Annotated in this window: 10 protein-coding genes; 1 reads left to right on the top strand and 9 read right to left on the bottom strand. The window is 43.2% G+C overall.

Annotated features, from left to right (window positions below; translation table 11 throughout):
- Positions 1 to 2,715, bottom strand: coding sequence for a pyruvate dehydrogenase (acetyl-transferring), homodimeric type (aceE, locus tag HLH16_RS09090; RefSeq protein WP_171529090.1), 2,715 nt, complete (start codon positions 2,713 to 2,715; stop codon positions 1 to 3).
- A gap of 330 nt (positions 2,716 to 3,045) precedes the next feature.
- Positions 3,046 to 3,729, bottom strand: a complete 684-nt coding sequence (locus HLH16_RS09085) for a M23 family metallopeptidase (protein ID WP_171529089.1) — start codon at positions 3,727 to 3,729, stop codon at positions 3,046 to 3,048.
- A 109-nt stretch (positions 3,730 to 3,838) separates the two neighbouring features.
- On the opposite strand from HLH16_RS09085, the gene HLH16_RS09080 reads away from it, so the two are divergent.
- Positions 3,839 to 4,279, top strand: a complete 441-nt coding sequence (locus HLH16_RS09080; protein ID WP_171529088.1) for a DUF721 domain-containing protein — start codon at positions 3,839 to 3,841, stop codon at positions 4,277 to 4,279.
- 97 nt (positions 4,280 to 4,376) lie between these two features.
- On the opposite strand, the gene lpxC is transcribed toward HLH16_RS09080, so the two are convergent.
- The 7 genes from lpxC to murG all read right to left on the bottom strand — a co-directional run bounded on the left by lpxC (position 4,377) and on the right by murG (position 12,491).
- Complete coding sequence (lpxC, locus tag HLH16_RS09075) at positions 4,377 to 5,279, bottom strand: UDP-3-O-acyl-N-acetylglucosamine deacetylase (protein ID WP_171529087.1); 903 nt, start codon at positions 5,277 to 5,279, stop codon at positions 4,377 to 4,379.
- Positions 5,280 to 5,401: 122 nt separating this feature from the next.
- Positions 5,402 to 6,592, bottom strand: a complete 1,191-nt coding sequence (gene ftsZ, locus HLH16_RS09070) for a cell division protein FtsZ (protein ID WP_171529086.1) — start codon at positions 6,590 to 6,592, stop codon at positions 5,402 to 5,404.
- A gap of 161 nt (positions 6,593 to 6,753) precedes the next feature.
- Positions 6,754 to 8,016 carry a cell division protein FtsA gene (gene ftsA, locus HLH16_RS09065; protein ID WP_171529085.1) on the bottom strand — a complete coding sequence of 421 codons (1,263 nt, stop codon included), beginning with the start codon at positions 8,014 to 8,016 and terminating at the stop codon, positions 6,754 to 6,756.
- 71 nt (positions 8,017 to 8,087) lie between these two features.
- Positions 8,088 to 8,942 (bottom strand): cell division protein FtsQ/DivIB, encoded by an 855-nt coding sequence (locus HLH16_RS09060; RefSeq protein WP_171529084.1) that lies wholly within the window; start codon positions 8,940 to 8,942, stop codon positions 8,088 to 8,090.
- Between the two features lie 3 nt (positions 8,943 to 8,945).
- Complete coding sequence (locus HLH16_RS09055; protein WP_171529083.1) at positions 8,946 to 9,875, bottom strand: D-alanine--D-alanine ligase; 930 nt, start codon at positions 9,873 to 9,875, stop codon at positions 8,946 to 8,948.
- A 56-nt stretch (positions 9,876 to 9,931) separates the two neighbouring features.
- Positions 9,932 to 11,380, bottom strand: coding sequence for a UDP-N-acetylmuramate--L-alanine ligase (murC, locus tag HLH16_RS09050; RefSeq protein ID WP_171529082.1), 1,449 nt, complete (start codon positions 11,378 to 11,380; stop codon positions 9,932 to 9,934).
- Between the two features lie 13 nt (positions 11,381 to 11,393).
- On the bottom strand, positions 11,394 to 12,491 hold the full coding sequence (gene murG, locus HLH16_RS09045; RefSeq protein ID WP_171529081.1) for an undecaprenyldiphospho-muramoylpentapeptide beta-N-acetylglucosaminyltransferase: 1,098 nt from the start codon (positions 12,489 to 12,491) through the stop codon (positions 11,394 to 11,396).
- Positions 12,492 to 12,897 lie beyond the last annotated feature (406 nt).

Here is a 12,897-nt window from a genome sequence, read left to right as displayed (position 1 = left end):
TTAGTTCTCCTCACCTGATTGTTCTTTATAGTCTGCAACTGCCTGAACTTCAGGATGTGCTTGAGGGGCCCAAGCGACAGGACGATCAGTATCTAGCTCAAAGCTTGAAATCGCATCTTTGACTAAACGTGCATCAACTTCGCCTTCATCGGCTAATTTTTTCAATGTCGCAACCACAATGTGCGCGGCATCCACACCGAAGTAACTACGCAAATTGCCACGCGTATCGGAACGACCATAACCATCGGTACCCAAGGCTACAAATGGACGGTTGTCTGGAAGATAGGCACGAATCTGTTCGCTGTATGCGCGCATATGATCGGTTGCAGAAACCACGATACCGTCAGTTTCACGCAACTGTTGAGATACCCAAGATTCTTTGGTGTCTTCTGCAAGTGGATGCAGGCGATTGTATTCTTCACATGCCATACCATCACGTGCCAACTCGTTAAAGCTGGTGACACTCCACACATTCGAGTGAATCTGGTATTCATCACGCAAGATTTTCGCCGCTTTAATCACTTCACGAAGAATCACACCTGAACCCATCAGCTGGACAGTGGCTTTGTCATCTTGCTCAAGCAGATACATACCACGCTTGATGCCTTCTTCCACACCTTGCGGCATTTCAGGATGCTCATAGTTTTCGTTCATTACAGTCAGGTAATAGAACACACGTTCCTGATTGACATACATGCGTTGTAAGCCATCGTGTACGATGACCGCAAGTTCATAACCGAAACATGGATCATAAGACACACAGTTCGGAATGGTGTTGGCCAGAATGTGCGAATGACCATCCTGATGCTGCAAACCTTCACCGTTCAATGTGGTACGACCCGCGGTTGCACCAAGAAGGAAACCTTGTGCCTGTGCATCACCGGCTGCCCATGCGATGTCACCAATACGCTGGAAACCGAACATCGAGTAGTACATGTACATTGGAATCATTGGCAGGTTATTGGTTGAATAACTGGTGCCTAACGCCGCCCATGCACTCATCGCACCGGCTTCGTTAATCCCTTCTTGCAACATGTGACCATCTTTGGCTTCACGATAGTTCATCAGCTGTTCTTGGTCTTCAGGCGTGTATTTCTGACCATGTGCGGCATAAATACCCAACTGACGGAACATACCTTCCAGACCAAAAGTACGGGCTTCATCTGGTACAATCGGAACCACGCGGTCTTTAATTGCTTTTTCTTTCAGTAGTGCTGAAATTAAGCGAACCATGACCATGGTAGTTGATTGCTGTTTGCCATTTGAACCTTTTAATACCGCATCAAATACTGAAAGTTCTGGAATTGCCAAAACTTCACTGTCTTTACGACGTGCAGGCAGATAGCCACCCAATGCTTCACGACGCGCCTTCATGTATTTAATTTCAGGCGAGTTTTCACTTGGACGATAGAATGGCACTTCTTCAAGCTGCTCATCGGTAAATGGCAAGTTGAAACGGTTACGTACATACTTGAGTGATTCAAGCTGCATTTTCTTGATTTGGTGGGTTTTATTGACCGCTTCAATTTCTTCAGACAAACCATAGCCTTTTACAGTCTTGGCTAAGATAACTGTGGGCTGACCTGTCGATTTCATCGCTTCAGCATATGCAGCATAGACTTTGTATGGATCGTGACCACCGCGGTTCAGATTATCAATATCTTCATCGCTTAAGTTTTTCACCAGCTCTTCAGCTTCCGGATATTTGCCAAAGAAGTGAGCACGGGTATATGCACCACCTTTCACCTGATAACGCTGATAATCACCATCGACCGCTTCTTCCATCACGGCTTTTAAAGCACCCGATTCATCTTTGGCAAGTAATGGATCCCAATGACGACCCCACACGACTTTAATTACGCGCCAGCCGGCACCACGGAATAAAGATTCAAGTTCCTGAATGATTTTACCGTTACCACGTACCGGACCGTCCAGACGTTGTAAGTTACAGTTCACAACCCATACCAGGTTGTCTAACTTTTCACGGCCAGCAAGTGAAATCGCACCAGTACTTTCTGGTTCATCCATCTCACCATCGCCGAGGTAAGCCCAGACTTTACGGTCTTCTTCTTTAATCAGGCTGCGGTTCATCAGGTATTTTTGAATATGCGCCTGATAAATCGACATGATTGGACCCAGACCCATCGATACGGTCGGGAACTGCCAATAGTCCGGCATCAAGTACGGATGCGGGTAACTTGGCAAACCATTGCCACCCACTTCACGGCGGAAATTATTCAGTTGATCTTCAGTCAAACGACCTTCAAGGAATGAACGTGCATAAATACCAGGGGCACAGTGACCTTGATAATAGATCATGTCGCCACCAAAGTGGTCGCTATTGGCACGGAAGAAGTGGTTAAAACCAACATCATACAAGGTTGCTGAAGATGCAAAACTTGCCAAGTGACCACCCAGATCGTCACCGGTTTTATTGGCACGTAGTACCATCGCCAAAGCATTCCAGCGAATCAATGCACGGATACGGCGTTCCATGTCTTGGTCGCCCGGCATTGCCGGAGTTTCTTCAACCGAAATGGTATTGAGATAAGGAGTATTTAGACGCTGAATGGGAACATGAGTAGCAATTGCGCGTTGATAGAGTTTTTCTAATAAAAATGCCGCTCGCTCCGTTCCCATGTGTTGTAAAACCGAGTCAAAAGCATCTTGCCATTCTTGGGTTTCTTGCGCGTCAGTATCACCATAAAACGCCATATTCCACCTATTCCTTGAGCTTATTTATATTCTCTATATGTACCATACTTTAGAAGGCTTCAGTTATTGCTACAGCTGAATACGGAATAGCACTATTATTTAGATAATAAATACCTATTGACCATTCTTTACGCAATAAAACAAAAAACCGCCAATAAAGGCGGTTTTTTATACAACAAGTATTCTGTACAGTGATAATATAAGACTTAAAAGTTATAGCGGCTTTTTACTCTACTCTTTAAATGAATTACCACACTCTTTTTAACGATCGTTACAACTCTTTAAATTAAAACCGACAGAATGGGTTTTAAAAATTTGTCATACTCAATCTTATGGCAACATCGCTAAATATGCTGAAGGGTTTTTACGCTCACCGTCTTTGACTACTTCATAATGTAAATGCGGACCGGTACAACGACCAGTACAGCCTACATTGGCAATATGCTCACCGGCTTGCACCCGATCACCGACACGCGCAATCAAACGAGATGCATGTGCGTAACGCGTTAAATAACCATTACCGTGGTTGATTTCCACGTATTGACCATAACCGGTGCCCCAACCTGATTTAGTGACGACACCAGGGCCAGTGGCATAAATAGCCGTACCACTCGGTGCAGACATATCTAAACCTGAATGGTTTTCCGCACGACCACCCATGGTACGACCACCATAAGATGAGCTAACGCGCTTCATATCAGGAAGCGGATGGGCTACCAACCAAGAGTAAGCATTGTTAGAATAGCTTTTTGAGCTGCTTGAACCGTATTTTTTTGCGAGCGATTCATTGTTTAATTCAACAGTTTTTTCACGTAATTTAACACTCATTTTAGTTTCAGCAGGAACATCAATATCATTTGATTCTGCATAAGACCCTTGAGCCAAAGTACGAGTCAACTGTTCAATACGATCTGTTGATCCGTCGTTAGAATTTAGTTCTACTAAATCAGCAAAAGCTACAGATGCGGCAGACGCTGCCAATGAAAACGCTAATAAAATACGTCGCGTATGCATAAAAAAACCTCTTTTAACTGTTCTTAGTCAATGTCCTTGCGTGATCTCTTCCTTGATATCTACTGAAAGGAGCGCATAAGATTAAGACACAAATATGAAGGAACAATGTATGTCTGAACCGGTAAAGCTCTTTCAACAAACAAGAAAACACTTAAAAACAGGAAACTTTACGTTTCTCTCTACACAAGTTGCTGCATGGCAGAAACTTACAAAACTTGTTCAACCGCTATTGCCCCAACCAGAGCAATGGCAAGTTGTATGTTATGAAAATGGCATTTTGACGATTACCGGTGCAAATCAAGCCATGATTAGTCAACTGGCATATCTTCAAAAGCAATATATAGCCCAATTATTACAATTGTCTGAATTTAAAGATTTGCATAAACTGCAAGTTCGTTTAAGAATTCAAACACAAACACCCCTCAAGTCTGAATCTCTGACCAGATCCCTTAGTCCAGATACCCAAGATTTAATTCGTGGTGCTGCTGACTTTGTGAGCGACCCTAAGCTTAGCCAAGCAATGCTACGTTTGGCAAGCAATAAAAAGTAACAGACACTTTGATGTCTTTGAAATCAGTCAAAAATTCTGTGAACTGCTTAACAATCACATTTGTTATATTATAACGCACGCATTAAAAGACAATGACTTATGTCACACTTACATACGGAATTGGACATTGAGTTTCGTCATCAAATGTTACAATTTCGTAACTAGTTGGATCGTTTTTAACATTGCGTAATAATTGATTATTTAAGGCATGGCCCGATTTATAACCATCAAACTTTGCAATAATTTGATGCCCCAACAAATATAAATCACCCACTGCATCTAAAATTTTGTGCCGTACAAATTCATCCGAGAAGCGAAGCCCTTCTTCATTCACCACGCCTGTTTCATCTACTCCAATCGCATTTTCCAAGCTTGCACCTAACGCTAAATTATTGGCTTTCAGATAGTCTAAATCTTTCATAAAACCAAAAGTGCGCGCTCCACTGACTTCATAAACAAAAGTTTCAGTTGAAAAGTCGATGGTTGCGGACTGGTATTCTTTTTTAAATGCAGGGTGATCAAAATCAATGGTGAAGTTGAGCTGAAAGCCTTCGTGCGGACGGAACACAGCACGTTTATCATCAATCAAAGCTTCAACCGGTTTTAAAATTTTTATAAATTTCTTCGGCGCATTTTGTTCAGCCAGACCACCTTGCATTAGCAAGTAAATAAAGGGGCCGGCACTCCCGTCCATAATCGGCACTTCAGAAGCAGAGACTTCAATAATCAGATTATCAATTCCCAATCCGGCAATCGCACTCATGACATGTTCAATGGTACCGACTTTGGCATTTTCCTGAACCAAGTTAGAGCACATAAATGCTTCTTGAATCAACATGGCATTGGCTTGAATATCCACGGGTGGATCTAAATCGATACGTCGAAATACAATTCCCCCATCCACATGGTGTGGCACAAAGTTAATCAAGACTTTTTGCCCACTATGAAGACCGATACCGCTCGCTTTCACGACACGCTTTAGGGTTCGTTGTTTCAACATTTCTCTATCATCTGCTCATAAAACCGCTATACGTTAGCATATTTAACCATTGTTAAAAAACAAAAAGGTAGTATTGCTACTACCTTTTGTAAATACACCAACTAAAACTTTAAAAATAAAGTTTATTTACGTTGCTGATTTTTCAAGTAATCTTGAATGCTCATTGGCGATGGACGTGCTGTACCCACTGCTGGAGCAGCAGTTGTACCGGCTTCATTTTGTTGACGTTGAATTGCAGGTACATCATCATCTTCAACTACAGCATGAGCCACATGATTTGCAGGACGAGTTACAGACTGTGCAGATGGACGTTTCACCGTATCAGCTGAATCCGCTGAGTTACGAGTTAAACCTGTTGCAATCACAGTCACACTCAGTTCATCGCGTGCATCTGGATCAAATACAGTTCCGTAGAATACTTGACCTTCATCCAAATCGACAATTTGATTGACGACATCGGTAATTTCTTCAATTTCACCAAAAGTCACATCATCACCACCGGTCACGTTAATCAAAATACCTTTGGCATTCATGATAGTTACGTTATCGAGCAATGGACTACGAATCGCTTGTTCAGCAGCTTGACGTGCACGTGTTTCACCACGACCTGAACCTACACCCATCATGGCATAACCACGAGTACTCATGGCAGTTTTCAAATCGGCAAAGTCAAGGTTGATGTGACCTGGGCGAACCACAAGATCAAAGATACTACGTACTGCATTAAGCAATACGTCGTCTGCTTTTTTGTACGCGTCTTTCATTGAAATATCGCGGAATACTTTAAGCAAACGCTGGTTAGGAATAATGATTAAAGAATCAACATGTGCTTCTAAAGCCTCAATGCCTTTTTCAGCTGATTGTTGGCGACGTTTTCCTTCAAAGTTGAAAGGCGTAGTCACCACACCAACTGTCAAAATACCCATTTCTTTGGCAATTTCAGCAACAACTGGCGCAGCACCGGTACCTGTACCACCACCCATACCGGCAGTCACAAACACCATGTCTGTACCTTCAAGGTGTTGGCGAATGAGTTCACGGCTTTCTTCAGCAGCAGTTTGACCCACTTGCGGATTTGCACCCGCACCCAAACCACGCGTGCTTTGCTCGCCTAACTGGATTTTGAATTGGGCATTCATACGATCTAAAGCTTGTTTGTCCGTATTGGCACAAACAAATTTTACACCCTGGATGTCTGACTCAAGCATATGTTGCACAGCATTACCACCAGCACCACCTACACCAAACACAGTGAAACGGGCTTGACCGTTGCTATCGTTTTGATCATCTTCTAAAAATTCAAATGAGGCCATGACCTTTGGATTTCCTAATTCGTAATTGGCAGTCACTTAAGCCCGTATACTGCCTTGATCTTAATAAAAAATTATGTTTTAGGATGCTGCCCAACTACACGCTTGTCAAGTCCAAGCCGTTAGACGTACAACTTCCTAACAATATTCCCAATAAATTCAACTTAAAATATCGATTTTAACTGATTATTTAATGCCGACCATGCTCGACCTACTCGCTTAAAAACAGACAGTTTTTCAGGATCCGTAGATTCCACAATGGTATCTTGCGTGTCACTTTGACTAAACATCAATAATCCTGCTGCTGTTGCATATTGCGAACGACGCAAAGCAGCCTGATTTTGCTCTTCAGCATATACCTGTACCGGTGGATTTCCCAAATGTGCTGAAACCCCTAACATCTGACGTGCCAGATTCACCATTCCTTCGATTTGGCTTGCATCACCTGTTAGTACCACACCATGATATAAACCATGAATTGCACCGTTGCGTTGTAACTCTTGATGAACTTGAGTCAAAATTTCTTCATAACGCGCAATAATAATTTCTGCCAATTCAATGCGACTGGTGGTTTGCGGACCATCAATGCCCTGGAATTGAATCATATGATCGGGTTTCACCACTTTCAGGTCAACACAGCCATACAATAACTTAATTCGTTCCGCTTCTTCCGTCGTAGTTTGCAAGACTGCTGCAATGTCACGGGTAACATGCTCACCACCACGTTGCAAAGTATGCGTCAATGCCAGGCGACCATCTAGATAAACTGCAATATTGGTCGTACCCGCACCAATATCCACCAAGCATGCACCATACTCTTTTTCATCTTTGAGCAGACTTGCTTCAGCAGTGGCCAAACAGGACACCACCATTTTCTCGACGCCAATATTGGCACCTTTTAACGCACGATCCAGATTCTGCATGGTACTGATCGGTAGCATCATCAACTGATAATGCCCGATCATACTATGTGCAGACATGCGAATCGGATTTTGTACCCATTCTGCCGAATCATCCAATTCAAAGCCTAACGGTACTGCACTCACCAAATAATGGTCAGAGGTCAAATGACTGGCTTTAGCCAACTCTAACGCACGTACAACTTCACTTGTTGTAATTGTATGGTCGTTATTTTCAATGGGTGTACGACCTGATGCATAAAAGCTTTTTAATTCTGCACTTGGAATGGAAATCCAAGCGGAATGCACCCGGCATTCAGCCATATCTTCTGCTTCTTGTACGGCATTCTTGATTGCAGTGATGACTTTATCGAGACTTACAATTTTCCCTTTATTCATGCCTCGGTTACGAGCTGTTGCCATCCCAATCACTTGGATATTGTCTGGCGCATGTACCTTACCAATCAAAACTGAAACTTTGTGTGTCCCAATGTCAATCGCAACAACCGAGGGAACAGCTTCATTCATTATCTACTACTACCATTACATGTTTGGTTAATTTATGGCCATAAGCCTCTATTTTATATAAAGCCGCTCAATTATGGCTTTACCGTTCTTACATCTGCAATGCTTGTGTCATCAATCGTTACAACAAAGTGACCATTTACAATATTAGGGGGTGCTGAATTCTTCCATTGTATCGCCAATCCATTTCGATAACGTAAGTCAATTGACGAAATTTTAGACCAAACTGGTTTTAAATCACTTTGTGCCAGATGACTCAAGCGTTGAAGTTTACTCATGGTCTGATCTTGATCCACAATAATGCGTAAACCCGAATCAAACTGCATAAACCAGGTCATACGTTCTGTTAAATATAATTCTTTTAAACGAACATTGACCGGCAGGAATAACTGATTAATTTCATTGTAGCGACGCATCATCATTTTTGACTGAGAAGCCGGACCATGCAGCAAAGGTAATTTTTGATTATTTTGCGGAATCACTTCTGCAAAAATATCGCCACTATCACTCAACAGTCGTCCAGTTCCCCAACGTGCAATGGCATGACGCGGCATCACCCGTACCCGAATTGAATTAGGCCACGCACGTGAGACCACCACGCGATCCACCCAAGACAACTCTAGCGCCTGATCTCGAATTTGTTCTAAATCAGAGGTAAAATAATTCGCTGTTACCGCTGGCGTAACATGCTTCATGACCTGACTGTTTTCTGCGTCTGAACGTGTCCCCACAACATTGAGTTCCGCGACATGCGCATCGGTCATGACTGTATATAAACCATAGACCCCTACAGCCAATACCATGAGTGCAACCAGCAATAATAACCAGCCACCAGCATTCGCAAGCTTTTCCTTACGCGTTGGTGGCTTGTCATGTATTGATGTGATTGCTGCTCGTTTACGGCGCATTGAAGCAGGAAGTTGAGCCATAGTTTAGTGAGCCACACCTGTCAAAGTTTGTTCCAGAATGGCAACGCAAAGCTCATCAAAGCTATACCCTACTGCTTTCGCAGCTTTAGGTACCAATGAATGACTGGTCATCCCCGGAACAGTGTTCACTTCTAACAACCAGAAGTTGCCGTGTTCATCCTGCATCGCATCAATACGCCCCCAACCGCTTGCACCAACGGCTTGGAAAGCACGTAAAGACAAGGCTTGCAAACGTTTTTCATCATCTTCTGATAGACCGCAAGGAATGCCGTACTGCACATCGTTACGATTATATTTGGCTTCATAATCATAAAAAGCCACATCTTTTGGCGGCTCAAGACGAATCACAGGAAGCGCCTGACCATTCAGAATCACAATCGTGAACTCTCGGCCGCTAATCCATTTTTCAGCCATCACCACTGCATCATGTTCAGTGGCTTTTTCAATCGCTAGCGCAAAGTCTTCAATACGTTCAACTTTGCTCATCCCGATACTTGAGCCTTCATGTACCGGTTTGATAATGAATGGCAGACCAATACTGTCTACAACAGCATTCAAATCAGAATCTTTGGTCACAATACGGTAGGGTGCTGTTGGCAATTCTGAACCTTGCCACACCTGCTTGGTTTTGACTTTATCCATACCAATGGCTGAACCTTGTACACCAGTACCGGTATACGGAAGATTCAACCATTCCAATGCACCTTGAATTTGACCGTCTTCTCCACCGCGACCGTGCAACACAATAAATGCACGATCATAGTCTACCAGTTCAGTCACGCTACGTTCTTGCGGGTCAAAAGCTTCTGCATTTACACCCGAGCGCACCAATGCTTCAAGTACAGCTTTACCACTATCTAGAGAAACCTCGCGCTCAGCCGATTTACCACCAAGCAACACGGCAACTTTGCCGAATTCTGAAGCATTTGCCACGTTTATATCCTTAAACTTTATAACTGAACAATCAAATTCAAAATCACATAAAGTGATTATTTTAAATACAATTTATTTTGTGCAAGCTCAATCGAGATAGCCCCCACATTACCTGCGCCTTGCGTTAATAACAAGTCATTCGCTTGTAACACTTTTTGCACCGCATTTTGTAAATTGCCTTCCACAGGATCAACCAAAATCGGCTCAACATCGCCACGTAAACGAATGCTACGCGCCAAGCTGCGACTGTCCGCGCCGACAATCGGTTTTTCACCGGCAGGATACACTTCCAGCAATAACAATTGATCGACTTGTGACAATACATCGACGAAGTCATCGAAGCAGTCACGGGTACGCGTGAAGCGGTGTGGCTGGAACATCATCACCAAGCGACGATCAGGATGGCTTTGACGCGCAGCTTTAATCGTTGCTTCCACTTCTTTAGGATGATGGCCATAGTCATCGACCAGTTTGACGTTACCACCATCAAGTTCAAATTCACCTTGTACCTGGAAGCGGCGACCTACCCCACTAAAACCTTCTAATGCACGGCAGATTGCACCGTCAGAAACACCTTCATCGGTTGCGATCCCAATCGCTGCCAAGGCATTGAGTACATTATGCAGACCCGGCTGATTTACAGTGACACGAAGTGGTTCACGATTTTTACGCAGTACGGTAAAGTGAGTGCGCATACCGTCTTGATCAACATCGACCGCGCGGATGTCATTATCTTCGTTAAAACCGTAAGTTAAAAGTGGACGACCAATACGCGGCATGATTTCGCGGACATTGGCATCATCGCCACAAACTACAGCCAAACCATAGAATGGAAGTTTTTGTAAAAATTGTACGAAGGTATCTTTAAGGACATCGAAGCTACCGCCATAAGTGTCCATATGATCGGCATCGATATTGGTCACAATTGCCGCCATCGGATGCAAATGCAAGAACGTTGCATCCGATTCATCTGCTTCAGCCACGATATAACGGCTCGCACCGAGTGCAGCATTCACACCGGTACGATTCAGCAAACCACCGATCACATAGGTCGGATCCATGTTTTCTTCCGCCAACATACATGTGATCAGACTTGTGGTGGTGGTTTTACCATGTGTACCTGCCACTGCGATACCGTGACGGTAACGCATCAATTCACCCAACATTTCAGCGCGACGAACCACAGGAATACGGGTTTCAATCGCTGCCTTGATTTCCGGGTTTTCCGGATCAATCGCTGTCGATACAACCAGTACATTGGCATCTTTAATATTTTCAGCCGTATGACCGATATAAACTTTGATACCATTTTCTTCAAGTTGCGCAGTCGTTTTAGACGCTTTGATGTCAGAACCAGAAACTTTATAGCCTTGGTTTTTGAGCACTTCCGCGATGCCACACATACCAGCACCACCAATCCCTACAAAATGAATGTGTTTGATACGGCGCATTTCAGGCACTTTAATTAATTTTTTCGCTTGCTCAGCAGGAGTAGATGGAGACATATATAACTCTAATTTACAATTCTTGAATTAAACGAACCACATGCTGGGTTGCATCAGGTTGTGCTTTTTGACGTGCTTTAACTGCCATTTCTGACAGCAATTGGCGATTCATCAGTGGTGTTAGCAATTCTTTTAAGTTTTCTGGTGTCATGCTGGCTTGCGGACAAATTTTCGCAGCATTGATACCCGCAAGGAATTTGGCATTTGCGGTTTGATGGTCATCCACGGCACTTGGCAGTGGAACAAAAACCGCAGCCACACCCGCAGTTGCAATTTCAGTGACGGTTAATGCACCCGCACGGCAAATAATTAAATCAGCATCTGAATAGGCTTTAGCCATATCTTCAATAAACGGCTGCACTTCAACCTGCAAGGTTGCAGGTGCATCACTATAACGTGCTTGCGTTGCATCCTGATGGTTTTGACCACATTGATGAAATACCTGCATCGGCACATTAAGTTGTTTCAATGCTTCCGGCACACGTTCATTTAATGCTTGTGCACCTAATGAGCCACCGACAATTAAAATCTGTAAAGGCTTCGCCGCTTTTTCACGTTCCTGATAACGCCAAGACGGATTTAAAATTTCTGTAATTTCTTTGCGCACAGGATTGCCTGTGGTCACAATTTTTGCACTTTCGGCGAAAGTATCTGGAAAAGCCTGACACACAGTTTTAGCAATACGGGATAATTGGGTATTGGTAAAACCGGCAATCGCATTTTGCTCATGGATAATGACCGGAATACCTAAGGCACGCGCAGCTAAACCACCCGGGCCTGCAACATACCCCCCAAAACCTGCAACAGCATCAATCTTGAGCTGCTTCATATAACGCATAGCACTTAATGTTGCTTTTAAAATTTTTAAAGGTGCCAATAACTTACGCACAACACCGTTGCCACGTACACCTTGAATATCAATTTGATAAATTGGAATATTGTGATTTTTTAACAGACGATTTTCCATGCCTGTTGGCGTTGCAAGCCAAGACACCTGTACTCCTTGTTGCTGTAATTCTTTAGCAACAGCGAGTGCTGGAAAAACATGCCCGCCAGTACCTGCGGCCATCATCATGACATGTTTGGGCTTTGTTTGCGTTGCTTCAGTCACAGTCTAATTCTTCAATTCTAAAATATGGATAACGAAATTCGATTTTAAGCGATCAATTGTAATCACAAACGCATAACCGTGAAAGGTTATTTACTTTTTTTCAACAGGCGCTTCATTGTTTTTTTCTACGGATTTAAAAGTTTAAACTAGTTTTATTATTAATCGACGAAAAATATACAATTTTATGCATTTTTTATCCAATTTTGTGACCTTATTTTTGATCAGCTAATCAATTTAATACGCTCCTGCCCTAGAAGCTTCGCTAAAAAAAAGAGCCCCAATTGGCACTGCTGTCCCATAGTTTGATTTAAATAAAAAAACCTGAGTCCGAACAGTTAAAATATGAGTGCAAACAAACACTTTAACGACCAGGATTCAGGTTTTGTCACATCAGAATACCGTATTT

The sequence above is a fragment of the Acinetobacter sp. ANC 5378 genome (assembly GCF_013004315.1).
GTDB lineage: Bacteria > Pseudomonadota > Gammaproteobacteria > Pseudomonadales > Moraxellaceae > Acinetobacter.
Note: the sequence above shows the minus strand (reverse complement) of the source record. Positions and strands in the feature narration are given on the sequence as shown.

Coding starts and splice junctions, on each gene's coding strand:
- HLH16_RS09085 (WP_171529089.1), bottom strand. CDS start 3,729: ATGCATACGCGACGTATTTTATTAGCGTTTTCATTGGCAGCGTCTGCC.
- lpxC (WP_171529087.1), bottom strand. CDS start 5,279: ATGTTGAAACAACGAACCCTAAAGCGTGTCGTGAAAGCGAGCGGTATC.
- ftsZ (WP_171529086.1), bottom strand. CDS start 6,592: ATGGCCTCATTTGAATTTTTAGAAGATGATCAAAACGATAGCAACGGT.
- aceE (WP_171529090.1), bottom strand. CDS start 2,715: ATGGCGTTTTATGGTGATACTGACGCGCAAGAAACCCAAGAATGGCAA.
- HLH16_RS09080 (WP_171529088.1), top strand. CDS start 3,839: ATGTCTGAACCGGTAAAGCTCTTTCAACAAACAAGAAAACACTTAAAA.
- ftsA (WP_171529085.1), bottom strand. CDS start 8,016: ATGAATGAAGCTGTTCCCTCGGTTGTTGCGATTGACATTGGGACACAC.
- HLH16_RS09060 (WP_171529084.1), bottom strand. CDS start 8,942: ATGGCTCAACTTCCTGCTTCAATGCGCCGTAAACGAGCAGCAATCACA.
- murC (WP_171529082.1), bottom strand. CDS start 11,380: ATGTCTCCATCTACTCCTGCTGAGCAAGCGAAAAAATTAATTAAAGTG.